Here is a 19,262-nt window from a genome sequence, read left to right as displayed (position 1 = left end):
GCGCCGTCTCCGCCGACCTCGGCTCCACCGAGCCGATCGCCCGCCTCATCGCCGAGGCCGGCCCCATCGACATCCTGGTCAACAACGCCGGCATCATCCGCCGCGCCGACGCGCTGGACTTCACCGAGGAAGACTGGGACGCGGTGATCGACACCAACCTGAAGACCCTGTTCTTCCTGTCGCAGGCCGCGGCCCGCCAATGGGTGAAGGACGGCCGGGGCGGCAAGATCGTCAACATCGCCTCCCTGCTGAGCTTCCAGGGCGGAATCCGCGTGCCGAGCTACACCGCGTCGAAATCGGGCGTTGCGGGGCTAACCAAGCTCCTCGCCAACGAGTGGGCGGCGAATGGCGTCACCGTCAACGCGATCGCGCCGGGCTATATCGCCACCAGCAACACCGCCGCTTTGCAGGCCGACGAGACCCGCAACCGCCAAATCCTGGAGCGCATCCCCGCCGGCCGCTGGGGCGCACCGTCGGATCTCGCCGGCGCCGCGGTGTTCCTCGCCTCGGACGCGTCCAATTACGTCAACGGCCATATCTTGGCGGTCGACGGCGGCTGGCTGGCGCGATGACCGGCGCCCCCAAGACCGGACATGTCGCCTGCTTCGGCGAGATCCTCCTGCGCATGACCGCGCCGGGCCGCGAGCTGATGCTGCAGAAGCCGCATTTCGACGTCTATGTCGCGGGCGCCGAGGCCAATGTCGGGGTGGGCCTCGCCAATCTCGGCCATCCGGTGCGGATGATCAGCCGGCTCCCGGACAATGCGCTGGGCCAGGCGGCGCTCGACGCGCTGCGCCGCCATGGGGTGGACACGGCCGGCGTGGGGCGGACGGCGGGGCGGATGGGCCTCTATTTCCTGACGCAGGGCGCGGGCCTCAGGGCCTCCGAAATCTTCTACGACCGCCAGGACAGCAGCTTCGCCCGCGCCGCCGCCGCCGACTTCGACTGGGACGCGTTGCTGGACGGCGCAGGCCTGCTCCACATGTCCGGCATCACCCCGGCGCTCGGTCCCCGCTCGGCGGAAGCGGCGGTTGCGGCGGCCGAGGCCGCGCATCGGCGCGGCGTGCCGATCTCCTTCGACGGCAATTACCGCTCCCAATTGTGGGAGGCCTGGGACAGCGACCCGCGGTCGATCCTGACGAAGCTCGTCTCCAAGGCGCAGATCCTGTTCGGCAACCACCGCGACATCTCGCTCCTGCTCGGCACCGAGTTCAGCGGCGAGGGTTCTGACCGCCGCCGCATCGCCGCCGAAGCCGCCTTCGAAGCTTTCCCGAACCTGACAACGATCGCCTCGACCGCCCGCCACGTGGAGGATGCCGATCGCCACCTCATCTCCGCCCGCATCGACACGCAGGGCGGCGCCGCGCAGACCGAGGACGTGCTGGTGGCCGGCATCGTCGACCGCATCGGCGCGGGCGATGCCTTCGCGGCCGGGATACTGCACGGGCTTCGCTCCGGCCGGGACCTCGAATGGACGGTGCGTTCCGGCCTGGCGCTGACCTGCCTGAAGCACTCGCTGCCCGGCGATTTCAGCCTGTTCGGGCCCGCCGACATCGAGGCGTTCATGGCCGGGGGCCTGGACGTCCGCCGGTGATGGACCGCCGTCGCTTCCTGGCCGCGGCGGCGGCGCTGCCTCTGGTCGCCGCAACCGCCGGCGATCCGGTGGTGCCGACGACGCTCGGGCGGGTGCGCGGCACGCGCGAGGGCGGCCTCGCGGTGTTTCGCGGCATCCAATATGGCGGCGCCGATCGCTTCCAGGCGCCGCGCGCGCCCTGGCCCAGCAAGGAGGTGGTCGACGCGGTCCGCTTCGGACCCTCGTCACCGCAGCGCGGCGGGCGCTATGCTGGGACGAGCGAGGACTGCCTCTACCTGAACGTCTGGACGCCGGACCCGCGGGCGGGCGGGCGGCGGCCGGTGATGGTCTATATCCATGGCGGCGCCTATTCGACCGGCTCCGTCGCCGATCCGCTCAACGACGGCCGTCACCTTGCGGCGGCCGAGGACGTGGTGGTGGTGACGGTCAACCACCGCCTCAACGTCTTCGGCTACCTCTACTTGGCCGCCCTTGATCCCAGGTTCCCGGACAGCGGCAATGCAGGCCAGCTGGATCTCATCCTCGCGCTGAAATGGGTGCGCGACAACATTGCGGCGTTCGGTGGCGATCCGTCGCGGGTGCTGGTGTTCGGTCAGTCGGGCGGCGGCGCCAAGATCGCGACGATGATGGGCATGCCTGCCGCGGCCGGCCTGTTCCACCGCGCCGTGACGATGAGCGGCCAGCAGGTCACCGCGTCGGGGCCGATCAACGCGGCCGCGCGCGCCAGGGCGTATCTCGCCTACCTCAAGGCGCGGCCGATCGACCTTCTCTCCATGCCGCAGGAGCGGCTGGTCGAAGGCCTGGCCGCCACCGACCCGGTCCTCGGCGGCGGCGTCTACATGGGCCCGGTGCTCGACATGAAGTGGCTCACCCGCCACCCCTTCTGGCCGGACGCCAATCCGCAGTCGAAAGCGGTGCCGATGATCCTCGGCAACACCCGCGACGAGACCCGCGGCTTCATCGACCCGGACAGCGAGAAGGTGCGCACCCTCGACTGGGACAACCTGGCCGAGCGGATGGCGCCGGAGCTTCGCGTCGACCTCCCGCCCGATTGGCTGGTCGCCCAGTACCGGCGGCGCTTTCCCGACTGGTCGCCCGAGCGAATCTTCTACGCGGCGACGACCGCCGGCCGGAGCTGGCCGGGGCAGGTGATCGAGGCGGATGCGCGGGCGCGGGCCGGGGCGCCGACCTGGGTCTACCAAGTCGATTTCCAGTCGCCGACGCAGCCCCGCCGCGGCGCGCCCCACACCATGGACATCGCGCTCGCCTTCGGCACACTCGACGCGCCGGGCTCCTTCACCGGGACGGGGGAGGGCGCGCGTATCGCGAGCCGTACGCTGATGTCCGCCTTCGCGGGCTTTGCCAGGCGCGCAGATCCGAACGGCGCCGGCGTCCCACACTGGGACCAGTACCGCCTGCCGCAGCGGGCGACCCTGCTGGTCGATGCAGCATCCCGTGCGGCCGACGACCCGCGCCGCTGGGAGCGCGAGCTGTTCGCGCGTGCGCCGTACATCCAGCCGGGAAGCTGATCGTTGCGGCCGCCGCTTGACTTGGCCGGTGGTGGAGGCCAAAGGTTATGACACCGGTTTCTCAGTGAGCCGGATGAATGGCGACTCGGCAAAATAGCCGGGCGCGTGCAGGAGAGGATCAGGCCGCCGGTATCGCCGGCCCACTCCCCTTACCGCATGTTCGTCCGTGTTTTTTTGGCCCGGTTAGACACCGGTGTCATAGACGTTGAGTAGACGTTCGGACCTGCCGCTTGCGGCAACAGGAGGGGTAGAAAAATGGGTTCCAGTCTCGCTGCGCTTCGCCGGCCCCGCACCGGCCGCTATCTCGCCGCTGCTTCGCTGGGCGCCGTTGCGCTGGCCCTCGCCGCGCCGGCCGCCGCCCAGAGCGCGCAGGCGCCGCAGATTCCGCCGCCGGCCCCCGCGCCCGCGCCGGGCGTCCCCAGTGCCGCGGCGCCGGCCGACCGCGCCGTCACCATGATCGACCAGCCGGGCGTCCCTGTCGCCGGCGAGAGCGCCGACCAGCCGTCCGAAGGCGGCATCGTCGTCACCGGCTTCCGCAGCAGCCTGGCCCGCGCGCTCAACATGAAGAAGCAGGAGAACGCCTCCACCGATTCGATCCTCGCCGAGGACATCGGCAAGTTCCCGGACCTCAACCTCTCCGAATCGATCCAGCGCATTCCCGGCGTCGCGCTGCAGCGCGACGGCGGCGAGGGCCGCCAGATCACCGTCCGCGGTCTCGGGCCGCAGTTCACCCGCGTCCGCATCAACGGCATGGAAGCCCTGACGACGGCGGGCGGCGCCGACGCCTCCGGCGGCACCAACCGCAGCCGCTCGTTCGACTTCAACGTCTTCGCGTCCGACCTCTTCAACGCGATCACGCTGCGCAAGACGGCCGAGGCTTCCGTCGAGGAAGGATCGCTCGGCGCGACGGTCGACCTGCGCACCGCGCGTCCGTTCGATTACAAGGGCTTCACCCTCACCGCGTCGCTGCAGGGCGATTATAACGACCTTTCGAAGAAGGTGACGCCGCGCGGCGCCTTCCTCATCTCCAACACCTTCGCCAACGGCACGCTCGGCGCCCTTCTCTCGGTCGCCTACACTAAGCGCCAGCTGATCGAGGAAGGGCCGAGCACGGTCCGCTGGGCGCCCGCCACCAGCTTCGCGCCGGGCTTCCAGAGCGTCGGCGGAGTCAGCTGCCTCAATGCCGCGGGCAGCGCCGCGCTGAGCCCGGCGCCCGGCGATTGCGCCGCGGTCGATGCCGCCCAGCATCCGCGCTTCCCGCGCCAGGACTGGTATTATGACGACCAGAGGCGGATCGGCGTCACCGCCTCGTTTCAGTGGAAGCCGTCCGACAACACTCTCATAAGCCTCGACGGCCTCTATGCCGACTTCAAGGGCACGCGCGAGGAGCGCTACTTGGAAGCGCCGTCGTTCAGCGTCGGCGGCGCCTGCACCGCCGCGAGCCGCAATTCGACCTGCGGCATCGCCGACACCGACGTGACGAGTTCGAAGATCACCAACGGCGTCATGTATGCCGGCACCTTCAACGACGTCGATCTGCGCGTCGAGGACCGTTTCGACCAGCTCGACACCAAGTTCAAGCAGGTGACGCTGGACGGCATGCAGAAGTTCGGCGACCAGTTCACCCTCACCTTCGCCGGCGGCCATTCGATCTCGCAGCACCGCAACCCGGTGCAGAACACGCTGACGTTCGACCAGTTCAACATCGACAATTACAGCTACGATTACGGCTCGCCGAGCGGCCGTGCGCCAGTGTTCAACTTCGGCACCGCCAACTTGACCGATCCTAATTCGTGGGTGCTCTCGCAGATCCGTCTGCGCGCGGCGACCGCCGACAACGTCTTCGACAGCGCCCAGGCGGCGTTCAACTGGAAGCCGAGCGACGACTTCCAGATCGATTTCGGCGGCGAGTGGAAGAAGTACAAATTCACGACCACCGAGCTGCGCCGCCAGAACGCGGCGAGCCCCAGCACGAACCAGGAGCCGACGATCCCGGCGGCTATCGCAGGCATGCCGCTCAGCGGCCTGGGACATCTCGTGACGGTCGGCGGCTACACCTTCTTCGCCCCCGATTACGCCACCGCGGACGGCCAGCTCCACTTCGGCGACCCGACCGCCTTCGGCGGCGCCTTCGCGCTCGGGCCGGGGCCGGCGCTCGGCAACAACGCGACGGTGCGGGAGCGCGACCAGGGCGCCTTCCTCCAGGCGAGCTTCCACCACGATTTCGGCTCCATGGTGCTGCGCGGCAATGTCGGCGTCCGCTATGTCGAAACCCGCACCGCCTCGACCGGCTATGCGATCGTCGCCAACGCGATCAACCAGATCACCGTCAACAGCAGCTACCACGACTGGCTGCCGTCGGCGAACATCGTCTTCGAGCCGGTGCGCAACTTCGACATTCGCTTCGCCGCTGCGAAAGTCATGTCGCGGCCGAGCCTCGGCAGCCTCAACCCGGGCGCGACGATCAACGTCTCCGGCGCGAATCGCACCGTGTCGGGCGGCAATCCATTCCTGCTGCCGTACCGGGCCAACAGCTACGACATCGCCTTCGAATGGTATTTCCAGCCGGGCGGCCTGCTGTCCCTCGCTCTGTTCGAAAAGGACGTCGGCAGCTTCATCACCACGCTGCAGAGCCGGGGCGTCTTCTCCACCAATCCGTTCGGACTGCCGACCACCTTGATGACCGCCGCCTGCGGCAATCTCGCGGGCTGCGACGCCACGACGATCTTCACCTTCAGCTCGCCGGCCAACACGCCTGGCGGGCCGGTCCAGGGCTTCGAGGTCAACTACCAGCAGCCGTTCAAATTCCTGCCCGGCTTCCTCAGCCACACCGGCGTGCTGCTCAACTACACGGGCGTCAAATCGAAGATTAAGTATCTGAACGCCGCCGGCGCCGTCGTCGCGATCAACGACCTCACCCAGCTGTCCCGCAAGTCGGCCAACGCCACGCTCTATTACGAGGACAGCAAGTTCAGCGCACGCGTCTCCGCCGCCTATCGCAGCGGCTATCTAACCCAGATCCCCGCTGCGGAGGCCGGTAACGACGTGCAGGGGACGAACAGCACTTTGAACGTCGATGCCTCCGTTCAGTATACGATCAACAAGCATTTGAAGGTGACGATCGAGGGCATCAACCTCACCGACGAATATCAGGACCAGTATGTGGACAGCCGGGACATGCTGTCGGTCTACCACCATACCGGCCGCGAGCTGCTGTTCGGCGTCCGCTACACCTTCTGAGGAGGGCGGGCGGGGAGCGTCCGATGCGCATCGACCGGCGCACGGCGCTCCTCGCCGGCCTCGCCTTGCCGCTGGCCGCGCGGGCGCAGACGCCGGCCCCGGCGACGCGGGAGCCCCACCGGCTGGTGACGCCGGATCCGACGGAGACGATCGACCTGTGGCCGAACGGCGCGCCCGGCGCACCGGCGCGGCTTCCGGTCGAGGCCGTGAAGGAACGCAGCACCGATCCCGCCTATAACGACCGCTTCGTCGCCGGCATCGTCCGGCCGCGAATGGCGGTGTTCCGGCCGGCCCGGCCGAACGGTGCGGCAATGCTGATCGCGCCCGGCGGCGGCTATTCCTGGGTGGTCGTCGACAAGGAAGGCTATGAGATGGCGCGGTGGCTCGCCACGCGCGGCCTCACGGCCTTCGTCCTCTTCTACCGGCTTCCCGGCGAAGGCTGGGCGGCGGGGGCCGACACGCCGCTCCAGGATTCGCAGCGGGCGATGCGGCTCATCCGCCACCATGCCGGCCGCTTCCGCATCGACCCGAAGCGGGTCGGCGCGATGGGCTTTTCCGCGGGCGGCCATGTCTGCGCCGACCTTGTCGCCCGCTTCGCCGCTCCGGTCTACACGCCGGTCGACGCCGCCGACCGCCTCAGCGCGCGGCCGGGCCTTGCCGCGCCCATCTATCCAGTGGTGTCGATGACGGCCCCCACGGCCCATGCTGGTTCGCGCAAGAACCTGGTCGGGGAGCATGCGACTCCCGCGCTGGAGCGCGCCCATTCCCCCCACCTCCATATCGGGGCCGATGTACCGCCGACCTTCCTGCTCCACGCCGAAGACGACGGCTCGGTGCCGGTGGAAAACAGCCTGCTGCTCCGCGCCGCCCTGCTGGCGGCAAAGGTGCCGGTCGAGACCCACCTCTTCCCCGACGGCGGCCATGGCTTCGGCCTCCGCCTCTCGCGCGGCAAGAGCGTCGAGGGCTGGCAGGACATCTTCTGGGCGTGGGGCGTGAAGCGGCGGCTGTTCGCCTGACCCGTCAGGCGATCTCCAGCAGCGCCTCGAGGGAGAGCGGACCGCGGTTCAGAACCCGATCGTGGAACGCGCGGGGATCGCCGCGCCGGCGGGCGAGGTCGATCAGCGTCAGCGCATGGGCCGCGTCGCCGGCGAAGCCGGCCGGCTCGGCGGCGTAGCGGTCCACCTCCTGCGCGAACGGGAAGAACAGCTCGAAGCCGACTGTGTCCTCGAGGTAAGCGATCGCCCGCGCGCGGGTCCAGCGATGGACATGGATGCCGAGGTCGGCGACGACGCGGGCGAGGCGGAAGAGGCAGGATTGAAGGAAGCCGGCCTGCTCGATCGGGCTCAGCAGGCCGATCCGGTCGGCAAGGCTCTCGGCATAGATCGCCCAGCCTTCCGCAGCGCCGGCAGCGTAGCGGAGCTGCAGCGGATGCGGCGCGGCCCTCTCCTCGCGGCGGAGCTCGATCATATGTCCGGGGAGGGTCTCGTGACAGGCGACGGTCGTCAGCGTCCACGCCGGCCGGTCGTGGACATTGGCCAGGTCGGGATAATAGGTTTCGCTCGACGGATCGCGATACCCGCGCTTGCCGGCCGCCTCGTCGGCCGCGCTCATCCGCCGGACGCGCGCGTTCGCCTCGAACGGCGGGTTGAACCACGCCGCGAGGCGAGGCCGTAGCCGGTCCAGCGCCGCATTCATGTCGGCGACGGCGTGTTCGCGGCCGGCATCGTTATTGGGATAGAGATAGTCCGGCCGCTGCTTGAGCGCCCGCAAGCGCGCGCCGACGCTGCCGCGCGAGAGGCCAAGACGCTTCAGCAGCCCGTCGAGCCGGCGGGTCAGGACGGCGATCCTTTCGGTGACGAGGCGGTCCAGATCCGCGGGCGTCATGTCGGTCCCGGTCGCGGAGCGGAGCCGCAGCGCGTAATAATCGGGCCCGCCGGGAAACTGCCAGACGCCCGGCTCGCGCGGCGCCGTTGCGCCCAGCGACCGGACCGTCTCGATCTCCCGCACCACCGCGGCTGGCGGGTTCTTTGCAAACCGCGCCTTCAACCCCGCCTCCACGGCACCGAGCATGAAGGCCGGCGGGACGATGCCGCGCGCCGCTGCGGCGCGCAGCAAGTCGGCCTCCACTTCGAGCGAGTGGAAACGGTTGACGGGGCCGATCGGACCGTCCTCGACGTCGCGCCAGGCACCGTGGCGCTGGCTCACCACATAAGGCGAGCCGCCGCCCGGCTTCGCCAAGGGAAAGTCGCGCGCCATCGCCTCGTCGCACTCGATGCCGCGCACCACCATCTTGAGGATTGCCGCGTCTTCGCGCCCCAGCGCCGCGGCAGGGCCGGCGCGAAGCCGGCGCAGCATCTCCGAATGGGTCGGATAGGCCTGCAGGGCATGGTCGAGCAGCGTCTTGAGCGGCGGAGCAGCGGGCGTCGCCGCCCTGGCCTGGTGCGGCAGTAGCAGAACCGCACTCGCGCCGAGGCCCGCGATCAGCGCGCGCCGATCAGTTTCCGCAAAGCCTTTTCCGCTCCTCATTTCTCCCTTCTAAGTCCCCATTGATACCGGTGTCAAAAGCAGCTTATGAGGGGGCGAAAGTCGGCGGGAAGAGGCTTCAATCGCCCGTCCGCCGGCCCCGATGAGAGGATTGGAAATGGGCCTTAGCCTGCGCGTGTGTCTCCTGCTTTCTGCGGCGGCGGCCGCGTTTCCGGCGGCCGCTTCGGCCCAGGCGCCGCAGCTCCTCTTCCACGTCTCCGCCGACCAGGGCGTCGTCGCGGACCGCGCCGGCGGGGATGCGGTGCCCAATTTCCAGGACAAGGTCCGCATCGTGCCTACGGGGGCGATGGGCGGCGCGATCCAATGGGACGATGACGGCGTCCTCACCTGGAACGCCCCCGGCAACATCTACGCCCAGCGGGGCACGCTCGCCTTCTTCTGGCGGTCCCGCACGCCGGTGGGGGAGGCGCCATTCGCCCTCTTCCGCGTCGGCTATGCCGACCATTCGAGCTGGGACATGGCCTGGCTGCGGATCGACTGGAACGGCCACGGCTTCGACGCTTTCGTCACCGACGCGAACCTCGCCCGCACCCGCGTCTCGTTCCGGATCCCGGCTGCGCCGAAGCCGGACGAGTGGCACCATATCGCCTTCTCGTGGGACGAGACGGTGGGCGTGCGCCTCTACGTCGACGGACGGGAGGCCGCGCGCAAGGACGCCAAGGCCGATTACGACGCCGGGCTTGACCAACTCGGCCTCGCCGGGCGCGTCGTGTCGCCGCACCAGGTGCAGAGCCGCTACCATTTCATGCGCGGCAGCGACGTCGACGAGATCCGCGTCTACGACCGCATGCTCGCCCCCGCCGCGGTGATGGCCCTTGCCGGGAAGCAGGAGCCTGTAGAGGCGCCGCAGCCCGCCCCAGCGGGGCGCCGCGCCGCCTGGCTGCACCGCTTCGGCTGGGACCGGGCTAGCCCGCCGGCCCTGACGGCGCCGGTCACCCGCATCCGCAAGGTCGAATTCGCGGACGCGAAGGATTTGAAGCAGTGGATGTGGAAGGGCGTCGACGGGATCGAGGAGACGACGTGGCCCGGCGTCTACAACCGCTCGCGCCTCCCCGGCCGCGACGATTATTTCGAGCTGCCCGACTGGAACACCTATGTCGAAGGCGGCAAGGCCTACGACCTGAAAGTCCCCGCGGGCGAGACGGTGAACCGCGTCGAGATACGGGGCGCGGCGTACGGCGATCTCGCCTGGTCGTCAGATGGCGCGAGCTGGCGAAGCGTCGGCCGCCGGCCCGAGGGGGTGGTGCGCAGCGTCGAGAGCTTCGCCGCCCGGCAGGGCGGGAGGCTGCGCTTCACCAACGTGGCGCAGGAGACGCCGATCCAGGAAATCTGGGCTTATGATGTCGGCGAGGGCAAGGAGCCCGCCGGCACATTCAAATTGAGCTACAGCGTCAATCCCGACGCCGCGCCGGCCTACGGAAACCTCCAGGGCCTCGTTGACTTCATCCGCGGCCGCTACCCCGCCGACGAGCGCGAGACGGTGGTCGCGCTCCCCGCCGGCGCGTCGTCCGGCCGCGCCGCCGCCGCCGCGGGCGACCCCACCGCCACCGGCGCGGTGCAGCGCGCCGCCGGCGCCGCGCCCATCGTCCACATCCTCATCCCCGCCGGCTTCGGCGATGCGCTCCCGGCGCGGGCGCCGTCGCGGGCGTGGAATTACGGCTGGGAGAACGTCCATGACGGTCTGGACGGCATCGCCATCGACATCCCGCCGCTCAAGGCGACGCCCGGCGCCGACGGCCTCATCCCGCTCAACATCCGGGTGAAGGACCCGATCTGGCCGCAGCGCGATATGATCGACGTGTCGGTCTCCGTCCGTCCCGGCGAGGCGCGGACCCTTTGGCTTGACCTCCGCGACCGCATCCTCACCGACGACAGCCTCTATCTCACCGTCGCCTCCGCCGCCCCGGACTTTGGCCCCTCCTCCTTGAAAGGCATGAACATCCGCCTGGTGTTCAAGGACCGTGAGGCGGCGAAGGCGGAGCATGTCGCCGACCGCTTCAACCAGGTGAAGGACAATTGGGGCTTCCTCGTCGAGGAGCATACCGCCTCGAAACGCCTCGGCCTCTACCGGCGGCTCTACACCGACATTTCAGACCTGCTGCGGGTCGACCCGGACAATGTCCTCGCCCGCCAATATTGGGCCGACATCAGCTACAATGCGCAGGGCCCCCTGCCGTTCGTCCAGCCGGCGCCGCCGCCGGGCGTGCCGCTCTGGGCGTTCCGGCAGCTCGAGGATCTGAAGCTGGTGCGCCACTTCGCCAATTGGTGGATCGACAACCGCCAGGTGCCGTACGGCGATTTCGGCGGCGGCATCTCGGACGACGTCGATCTGACCGAGCAATGGCCGGGGCTCGCGCTGATGGGGGTCGATCCGGACAAGATCAACGCGTCGCTCCGGGCGCTGTCGGACGCCGTCTACACGAACGGCATGCGCACCAACGGCCTCGGCACCATCACCACCGACGAGCTCCACGCCTATGAGGAAGGGCTGAATTCGGACGCCGAGCGGCTCTACCTCAACTGGGGAGAGCCCAAGTCGGTCGAGCGGCTGATGGACACGGTGCGGGCGCTGCAGGGGATCATCCTCACCAATCCCGCCGGACACATGCATTTCGCCTCCAACTGGTATGGCGGCCGCAAGGTGTACCGCGAGGGGCCGTGGGAGTGGCAGAAGCCTTATTCCTTCACCGTCCTCCACGCGCCGATCCTGATCGGCCTCTACAATGGAAACCCGGTGGCGCGGGCCCTCGTCACCGGTACGATCGACGGCTGGATGGCGCACGGCAAGCAGGGCGCCGGCGGCCGCTGGAGCTATCCCAACGAGATCAACTGGCGGACCGACGCCGAGCGGGTCGGGGATCGCGGCGGCATCAGCACGTCGCTCCAGGCGGCCTGGGCGAGCTACCGCTGGACCGGCGATGCGAAATACCTCCGCCCGCTCGAAGGCCGGGTGGCGGAGTCTGCAATCATCCTCGCCGAGATCAACGATGACGCTCTCGATGTGCTTGGGCGGCGCAAGGACTGGGGCGCGGCGCTCGCCGCCAAGCCGTCCGGCGCCTTCGAACAATATGAGGCGTGGCAGCAGACCGGCGACAAGGCCTCGCTCGAGCGGCTCCACGCCGACGCGATCCGCAGCAAATCGCAGAACATGTACATGCTCACCGAAGGCCATTGGTGGTCGGACCGCGTCGACCAGCCCAACGAAATCCTGCAGCGCGAGCGGCTCGGCGGCATCGCCCTGCGGCGCAACCAGACGGTCCCCGGACACACGGTAAGCTGGCGCTTCGCCGATCCGGAAGGCGCCGAGCAGGTCGCGATCCTGCTTCCCGGCGCCACCCCCGATCGGTTCAAGGTGATCGCCTACAATGTGAGCGACCGGCCGCAGCGGGCGGTGATGACGGGCTGGAACGTGACGGCGGGCAGCTGGCGGATGACTTCGGGGGTGGACTCGAACGGCGACGACAAGGCCGACGCGCCCGTCGACGCGCGGACGGTGCCGCTGGAACGCAGCGCCTCGGTGGAGGTCGTCTTCGCGCCGCACCAGACCACCGTGCTGGAGTTCGCCCTTCAGCGGCCGACCGTGCCGGTCGAGCAGCGGCCTGATCTCGGCATCGGCCCCGATGATGTCGCCGTCCGGGGCGGACGCATCGAGGTCGTCGTCCACAGCCTCGGCGCCGTCGCCGCGCCCGGTGGGACGGTGACGGTCGAGGATAGCTCCGGCCGCATCCTTGCTCGCGGGACTGTCCCTCCGCTCGCCGCACCGCTGGACCTGCAGCCAAAGACGGCGAGGGTCACGCTCTCGCTGTTCAAGGGTCAGGCGACGCGCGGGCTCAAGGTATCGGTCGGCGCGGGCGTCCCGGAGATCACCCAGAGCAACAACACAATCGTGCTGCCCTAGGACTTCGCTCTGCGAAGCCGGCGCAGGACGAACACGGCCGGGTAGAGGAAGGTGAGGGCGCGGGGGAGCGGGACGGCGATGCGGTCGTAGGGGCTGACCAGCTGGCGGCGGAGTTCGCCGAGCTTGAAGCCCACGCCCTTGCCGAGCCCGAACTGGAGGAGGTGGATGGTGGCGGTGCCGAGCCGCGTCGCTTCGAGCTCCTGCGCTTCGGCCCGCCCGGCGAGCTTGCGCAGCGACAGTGCCAGCAGCCAGCGGGTCGTCCGGTCGCGGCGCAGCTCCGCCAGCAGCGGCGCCGGCACCGGCGTCTCGAACAGGCGATGGCTGAGAAGCAGTGCCAGGGCTGCGGCGCGGCCGGCACCGAGCGTGACGGCGGCCCGGTAGAGGGGTTCCATTGCCTCGGGCGGCATCGGCGCCAGCAGCGCGGCGATGTCGGCGATCCATTTCAAGCGGAACCAGGCGCTCGAGGCGCCGTGGATTGCGAGATAGGCGAAGAGTGGCTCCGTCGCGAGCGTCGTCAGGGTGCCGCTGCCGCCGCCGACGGCGACCTCCTGCCGCGGCGAGGCGAGGCCGACGCCGCCGAGCAGGCGTGGATTGTCGGCAAGCGCGGTGTGGAGCTCGACGGTGAGGCCGCGCGCGGGGTCGCTCCAGACGGACTCCTTCCAGTGGCGGTGCCAGAAAGCGAGCTTACTCCGCGCCTCCGGACCTTCCGGAATGGCGAGCGTGTAGCCGGCGCCTTCGAGCAAGGCGGCGGCGGCCTCGACGTCCTCAGCGGCGACGAGGACGTCGATGTCCCAGCCCATCTTGAGGCCGATCGAGCCCCAGGCGAGCTGGCCCAAAGTCACGCCCTTCACGAACAGGAGGTCGATGCCCGCGGACGCGAACTGCGCCTTGAGGCGCAGCGATTCGGCGGTGAGGACGAGGCTCTGGCGCGCGATCCGGCTCGCCGCCGCGCGGAGCCGCTCCGCTTCCGGCTCGGGCGGCTCCACGCCGGCGCGGCGGAGGCCGTCGCGGACCAGACCCTCGACCCGGTGCCGCTCGGCGATCTGCACCACGCGCGGCCAGTCGGCGCCGTCGGCAAGGGCGCGGATCCGCGCGGCCGCCGCGCCGTCGGCGGGGCGCCGGCAGCACGCGGCGACAAGCTGGAATTCGCTGGAAAGCCGCACGCTTCGCTCCCTTGGAAGGCGCCGCTTTTGCCACCCGCTGGCGCCGACCGGCAAGGGCCGCGTCTTGCCACCTCCCCCCGCCGGGCGTAGCGCCAGCGCCGTGACGGCCGCCACGCGCCCCCGCCGCCGCCCGTTGGGGGCGGCCAATCGCCGCCTCCTCGCCGAGGCGCTGCCGGCGCTCGTCCTCGCCTCCCTGGCGGTCAAGCTGGCGCCGTTCCGCCGCGTCGCCGCCTGGGCCGGTGGGCGGGGCGGAGACGGCGGCGCCCTGATGGACGAGGCGACGATGCGCAAGGCGCGCTGGGCGGTCGAGGCGTGGGCGCGGCGGGTGCCGTGGCGCGCCGTCTGCTTCCAGAAAGGGCTGGCGCTGCACTGGATGCTGCGCCGCCGGGGCGTTGCCTCGGCGCTCCACTACGGCGTGGCGAAGGATGAAGGGGCCGGGCTCAAGGCGCATGTCTGGGTGAGCGTCGCCGGGCGCCCGGTCATCGGCGGCGAGGGCGCGGACGGCTTCGCTTGCCTCGCAACCTTTCCACCGCAGGAGCGCGGCGCCTCGTCTCAGCGGGCGGCCAATACACTGAGCGCAGACGATTTTTCCTAGTGTTGCGACTGTAACTTTCGTAAGGGCCGCGCGGGGACGGGAATTCGATACGTTGAGACCAGGCTTTTCGCGCACTGCGGTTGCTGCGCTCGCATGCTTTGCGGGCGGTGCGGCTTTGTGCCAGCCGCGCGCGGCCCAGCCCGCCACGACCGTCGCCGCGCCGACCGCCGGTCCCGCTTCGCCGCGCCTTCCCGCCCCGTCGGCGGACCCGCTCCACATCGATTTCAGCGCCGATCCAGTGCTGCGCCTGTCGCGCCGCCAGACGCCGTCCGACGAGTTCCGCGCGCTCGTCGACGGGGCCGTCGAGCGGCATCCCGGCACGCTCGAGGCCGAGGCGACGACCTCCGAGGCGCGGGCGGTGGTCAGCGAGGCCTATGAGCGCCGCCTGCCGTCGGTCGACCTCACCGTTCAGAATTACCAGGTTCTGGCGCGGCAATTCTCAAACGACCCCAACAACATCATCGAGCGGACGCGGGCCCACGCGCGGACCGACGCGCAGCTCAGCATCACCCAGAACATCTTCGATTTCGGCGCCAGCGCGAATCGCGTGTCGGCGGCCGGGGCGCGGCTGCGTTCGGCGGCGGCGGACGCGGAGGCCAGCGCCGACAATATCGCGCTGACCACCATTGCGGCCTGGTACGATGTCTTTGCCTACCGGGCGCTGGTCGGGCTCACCGAAAATTTTGTCGCGAACCAGCAGGAGCTGCGCGCCGCGGTCGAGGAGCGGATCCGCCAGGGCGTCTCGGCGCCGGGCGACACGGCGCGTGTCGAGAGCTACCTCGCCTCGGCGCAGACCCGGCTGGCGAGCTTCCGGCGCCTGCTCTCCAATGCCGAGGCGCGCTTCACGCAGCTGACCGGCGCGCCGCCGCCCGCCAATCTCGACCGCGCACCGGTCGCCGAGCTGCCGGCGATGAGCCGCGACGCGGCCTCGCTCGCGGCGATGAGCGCGCCGCAGCCGCGCGCCGCCCAGGCCGCCGCGGATTCGGCGCGGCAGGAGGCGCGGGCGACGCGGGCCGACCGGATGCCGCAGATCAGCGTGGGCCTCGACGCCGGCCGCTACGGCGTCTTCGAGAACACCCAGGATTACGACGTGCGCGGCCGCGTCACCTACCGCCAGCATCTGTTCGGCGGCACCGAATCGCGGCTCGCCCAGGCGGAGGCGCGCTCGCGCTCCGCCGATGCGCGCGCCACCCGGGTCCGCGACGAGGCGGCGCGCGACGCGTCGATCGCCTGGTCCGACGTGCAGGCGCTGGAGGAGCAGTTGCGGGCGATGGAGGCGAGCTACATCGCCAGCCGCCGCTCGCGCGACGTGCTGGTCGAGCGCTTCATCAACGCGCGCGGCAATTTGTTCGACGTGGTCGCCTCCGAAGATTCCTATTTCGAGACGGCGACTTCCTATATCAGGGCGCTGAGCGAGCTCGATGCCGCCCGCTATGTCCTGCTCTCGCGGACCGGCGTTCTTTTGAAAGAGCTTCGCATCGATCCGGTAAAGGTCGGGGGACGGCGTGAGTAGCGAGCATCAGCATCAGATCAAGATCCCCGAACGCCGCTTCGCGCCCTGGCTGCTCGAGCCGATGCGGAAGAATCGCAGCGTCTACCTGAAGGTCGCGCTCGCCGCGGTGATGATCAACATCTTCGGCATGATGACCTCGCTGTTCACGATGACCGTCTATGACCGCGTCGTCCCGAACAACGCCACGTCGTCGCTGGTGGCGCTGTCGATCGGCCTCCTCGTCATCGTCGCGTTCGATTTCATCCTGAAGCTGCTGCGCGCCTATTTCGTCGACATGGCCGGCGCGTCGATCGACCGCGAGGTCGGCGAGACCCTGTTCCAGCGGCTGCTCAGCCTGCGGCTGGACCTCAAGAAGGGCTCGACCGGTTCGTTGACGGGCATCATGCGCGAACTGGAAGCGCTCAGGGACTTCTTCACCTCGGCGACGATGACGGCGATCGTCGATCTGCCCTTCATCTTCCTCACCCTCGCCGTGGTCGCGATCATCGGCGGCAAGGTGGTGTTCGTGCCGGCGGCGACCATCCCGATCGTCATCCTCGCCGGCTGGCTGACCCAGCCCGCGCTCGACCGCCTGTCGGCCCGCTCGATGGGCGAGGGACTGCAGAAGCAGTCGGTGCTGGTCGAGACGGTCGGCGGGCTCGAGACGGTGAAGGCGACCGGCGCCGGCAAGCTCCTGTCGTGGCGCTGGCGCCGCGCGCTCGTCCAGCACAGCCACAGCTCACTCCGCCAGCGGCTCGTCGCCAGCATCGGCATCACCGTCGCGACCTCGGCGGGGACAGTCTCCTACGCCGGCGTCGTCGTGCTCGGCGTCGGCATGATCGCCGACCAGGAGCTGACCATGGGCGGGCTGATCGCCTGCTCGATCCTCGCCGGCCGCGCCATCGCGCCGCTCGCCCAAATCTCGCAATTGCTGTCGCGGATGACGACGACGCGGACGGCGTATCGTCAGCTCAACGACTTGATGAAGCAGCCGCCCGAGGGCCCTAGCGGCGAGGGCATCAAGATCTCGACGCTGAAGGGCAAGATCGAGTTTCGCAACGTCAGTTTCCGCTATCCCGGCGGCGCCGAGAAGACCCTCGACGAAGTCAGCTTCGTCATCGAGCCGGGCGAGCATGTCGCCCTCCTCGGCCGCGTCGGCTCCGGAAAGTCGACCATCGCCCGCCTCATCCTCGGCCTCTATCCGCCGGAGGAGGGCCTCGTCCTCATCGACGGCACCGACATCCGCCAGCTCGACCCGGTGGAGCTGAGGAGCAATATCGGCGCGGCGCTGCAGGAGAGCGTGCTGCTGACCGGCTCGGTGCGCGAGAATATCGTCCTCGCCCGCCCCGAGGTGGACGACGAGGAGATGCTGCGGGTGACCGAATTGTCCGGCACCCACGCCTTCATGGGCCGCATCGCCAACGGCTACGACCTGAAGCTCGCCGACCGCGGCGAGGGGCTGTCGGGCGGGCAGCGCCAGTCGATCGCGCTGGCCCGCGCGCTCGCCGGCAAGCCGCCGGTTCTGGTGTTCGACGAGCCGACCAGCGCCATGGACGCGCAGACCGAGACCGCGCTCCTCCAGCGCCTCGGCGCCGAGATCGAGGGGCGTACGGCGGTGATGATCACCCACCGGCCGCCGCTGCTCGCTCTGGTCGACCGGGTAATGGTGGTCGATGCCGGCAAGATCGTCATGAACGGCCCGCGCGACGAGGTGATGAAGCAGATCACCCGGCCGCAAGCCGCCGCCGCGCCGCGGGCGGCCTGACGCCATGAACCAGCACACCCACATCGAGGATTATGCCGAGATCAAGCCGCGCACGGCGTCGAACGTGCTGCTGTGGGTGGTCGTCGCCTTCTTCGTCGCTTTCATCCTGTGGGCGTCGTTCACCAAGCTCGACCGGACGGTCCGCGGTCAGGGGCGGGTGATCGCCACCTCGCACATGCAGATCGTCTCCAATCTGGAGGGCGGGGTCGTCGAGGCGATCAACGTGCGCACCGGCCAGCAGGTCAATGCGGGGGACGAGCTGATCCGCCTCGACCGGACCGGCGCCGGCAGCGAGCTCGGCAGCGGCCAGTCGTCCGTGAACACGCTCTCTGCCAAGGTCGCGCGGCTCAGCGCCGAGGTTCAGGGGCGCGAGCCGGTCTATCCGGCGACGAGCGACCCGCAGGTCCAGGAGCAGGTGCGGATCGAGCAGTCGCTCCACGCCTCGCGCAGCCAGGAGCTGGCGAGCCTGCGCGCCGCCGGCGCCGCCCGCGTCACCCAGGCGCGCCGCGCCATCGAGGAGGCGGACGCCAATTACCAGGCCAAGACCGCCAACCGCGACGCCAAGAAGCGCGAACTCGCCATCATCGGGCCGCTCGTCGCGAAGGGCATCGAGCCGCGGCTGTCGCTGTCGGAGGCGGAAAGCGCCTATTCGATCGCGCAGAGCGAAGTCGCCGCCTCCGCGGCCACCATCCAGCGCGCCCACGGCTCGCTCGCGGAGGCGCTGTCGCAAAGCGCGCAGCAGCAGCAGGATTGGAAGAGCGTCGCCGCCAACGAGCTCGCCACCGCGCAAGGCGAGCGCTCGGCCCGCTCGAGCGCCCTCCCGGCGCTCGAGAAGAAGGTCGCGAGGACCAGCGTCCGCGCGCCGCTCGCCGGCAAGGTCAACCGCGTGCTGGTGACGACGTTGGGCAGCGCCGTCGCACCGGGCGCGCCCCTGCTCGAAATCGTCCCGTCGCAGGACAGCCTCCTCATCGAGGCGCAGGTCAAGCCCGCCGACATCGCCTCCGTCCACATCGGCCAGCGCGCCCGGGTCAACGTCAGCGCCTACGACAGCTCGATCTACGGCTCGCTGTTCGGCACCGTGACGGCGATCGCGCCCGACGTGGTGGTTAACGAGAAGACCGGCGAGAGCTTCTACACAATCCAGGTGCGGACCACCTCCAATGCGCTGAAAGACAGGAATGGGAGGCTGCTGCCGATCGGCACCGGCATGGTCGCGGACGTGGCCTTACTCGGCGATAAACGCACGATAATGCAGTATATTCTAACACCGATCACCCGGCTGACGGAAAACGCCTTCCGCGAATGACCGCCTTTGTGGGGTAAACCCGGCGGAAAGTACGCAAAACCAACGAAAGTTAAGGATTCGGCTGGACCGGAATGGACGTTTCTGCGATGTAACCTCTTTCGGGGGTGACTTGCGCGCTGATGGAGCGTGGCCGAGT

General features: G+C 69.6%; 12 protein-coding genes. 10 read left to right on the top strand and 2 right to left on the bottom strand.

The window, feature by feature from the left end; translation table 11 throughout:
* The 5 genes from VGC56_RS01745 to VGC56_RS01725 all read left to right on the top strand — a co-directional run.
* Positions 1-572 (top strand): SDR family oxidoreductase (locus VGC56_RS01745; protein ID WP_464122838.1); only part of this gene is annotated, 572 nt, incomplete at its 5' end.
* Positions 569-1,594 carry a PfkB family carbohydrate kinase gene (locus tag VGC56_RS01740; protein ID WP_464122837.1) on the top strand — a complete coding sequence of 342 codons (1,026 nt, stop codon included), beginning with the start codon at positions 569-571 and terminating at the stop codon, positions 1,592-1,594. The genes VGC56_RS01745 and VGC56_RS01740, both read left to right, overlap by 4 nt.
* Positions 1,594-3,123, top strand: coding sequence for a carboxylesterase/lipase family protein (locus VGC56_RS01735; protein WP_464122839.1), 1,530 nt, complete (start codon positions 1,594-1,596; stop codon positions 3,121-3,123). The genes VGC56_RS01740 and VGC56_RS01735 overlap by 1 nt, the downstream gene beginning before the upstream one ends.
* A 255-nt stretch (positions 3,124-3,378) precedes the next feature.
* Positions 3,379-6,363: a TonB-dependent receptor gene (locus tag VGC56_RS01730; RefSeq protein WP_464122836.1), complete on the top strand. Its 2,985-nt coding sequence runs from the start codon at positions 3,379-3,381 to the stop codon at positions 6,361-6,363.
* 23 nt (positions 6,364-6,386) lie between these two features.
* Positions 6,387-7,379, top strand: coding sequence for an alpha/beta hydrolase (locus VGC56_RS01725; protein ID WP_464122835.1), 993 nt, complete (start codon positions 6,387-6,389; stop codon positions 7,377-7,379).
* A 4-nt stretch (positions 7,380-7,383) separates the two neighbouring features.
* On the opposite strand, the gene VGC56_RS01720 is transcribed toward VGC56_RS01725, so the two are convergent.
* Positions 7,384-8,889 carry a DUF885 domain-containing protein gene (locus VGC56_RS01720; RefSeq protein ID WP_464122834.1) on the bottom strand — a complete coding sequence of 502 codons (1,506 nt, stop codon included), beginning with the start codon at positions 8,887-8,889 and terminating at the stop codon, positions 7,384-7,386.
* Between the two features lie 115 nt (positions 8,890-9,004).
* Between VGC56_RS01720 and VGC56_RS01715 the strand changes: the two genes are divergently transcribed.
* Positions 9,005-12,805 (top strand): LamG-like jellyroll fold domain-containing protein, encoded by a 3,801-nt coding sequence (locus VGC56_RS01715; RefSeq protein ID WP_464122833.1) that lies wholly within the window; start codon positions 9,005-9,007, stop codon positions 12,803-12,805.
* On the opposite strand, the gene VGC56_RS01710 is transcribed toward VGC56_RS01715, so the two are convergent.
* Positions 12,802-13,968 carry a nucleotidyltransferase family protein gene (locus VGC56_RS01710; RefSeq protein WP_464122832.1) on the bottom strand — a complete coding sequence of 389 codons (1,167 nt, stop codon included), beginning with the start codon at positions 13,966-13,968 and terminating at the stop codon, positions 12,802-12,804. The two genes, VGC56_RS01715 and VGC56_RS01710, sit on opposite strands and share 4 nt — an antisense overlap.
* Positions 13,969-14,068: 100 nt before the next feature.
* On the opposite strand from VGC56_RS01710, the gene VGC56_RS01705 reads away from it, so the two are divergent.
* The 4 genes from VGC56_RS01705 (at position 14,069) to VGC56_RS01690 (ending at position 19,126) form a co-directional block, all read left to right on the top strand.
* Entirely contained in the window at positions 14,069-14,563 is a 495-nt protein-coding gene (locus VGC56_RS01705) for a lasso peptide biosynthesis B2 protein (protein WP_464122831.1), read from the top strand.
* Positions 14,564-14,678: 115 nt separating this feature from the next.
* Positions 14,679-16,076, top strand: a complete 1,398-nt coding sequence (locus VGC56_RS01700) for a TolC family protein (protein ID WP_464122830.1) — start codon at positions 14,679-14,681, stop codon at positions 16,074-16,076.
* On the top strand, positions 16,069-17,820 hold the full coding sequence (locus tag VGC56_RS01695) for a type I secretion system permease/ATPase (protein WP_464122829.1): 1,752 nt from the start codon (positions 16,069-16,071) through the stop codon (positions 17,818-17,820). Before VGC56_RS01700 ends, VGC56_RS01695 begins: the two co-directional genes overlap by 8 nt.
* 4 nt (positions 17,821-17,824) lie before the next feature.
* Positions 17,825-19,126: an HlyD family type I secretion periplasmic adaptor subunit gene (locus VGC56_RS01690; RefSeq protein WP_464122828.1), complete on the top strand. Its 1,302-nt coding sequence runs from the start codon at positions 17,825-17,827 to the stop codon at positions 19,124-19,126.
* The last annotated feature ends 136 nt before the right edge of the window (positions 19,127-19,262 follow it).

This window comes from Allosphingosinicella sp. (assembly GCF_036403745.1).
In the GTDB taxonomy this organism is placed as follows: Bacteria; Pseudomonadota; Alphaproteobacteria; order Sphingomonadales; family Sphingomonadaceae; genus Allosphingosinicella.
This window is presented reverse-complemented; position numbering and strand designations above follow the sequence as displayed.

Bases quoted from the DNA above. Each gene is read 5' to 3' on its own strand.
- VGC56_RS01740 (WP_464122837.1), top strand. From the start codon at position 569: ATGACCGGCGCCCCCAAGACCGGACATGTCGCCTGCTTCGGCGAGATC.
- VGC56_RS01735 (WP_464122839.1), top strand. From the start codon at position 1,594: ATGGACCGCCGTCGCTTCCTGGCCGCGGCGGCGGCGCTGCCTCTGGTC.
- VGC56_RS01730 (WP_464122836.1), top strand. From the start codon at position 3,379: ATGGGTTCCAGTCTCGCTGCGCTTCGCCGGCCCCGCACCGGCCGCTAT.
- VGC56_RS01725 (WP_464122835.1), top strand. From the start codon at position 6,387: ATGCGCATCGACCGGCGCACGGCGCTCCTCGCCGGCCTCGCCTTGCCG.
- VGC56_RS01720 (WP_464122834.1), bottom strand. From the start codon at position 8,889: ATGAGGAGCGGAAAAGGCTTTGCGGAAACTGATCGGCGCGCGCTGATC.
- VGC56_RS01715 (WP_464122833.1), top strand. From the start codon at position 9,005: ATGGGCCTTAGCCTGCGCGTGTGTCTCCTGCTTTCTGCGGCGGCGGCC.
- VGC56_RS01690 (WP_464122828.1), top strand. From the start codon at position 17,825: ATGAACCAGCACACCCACATCGAGGATTATGCCGAGATCAAGCCGCGC.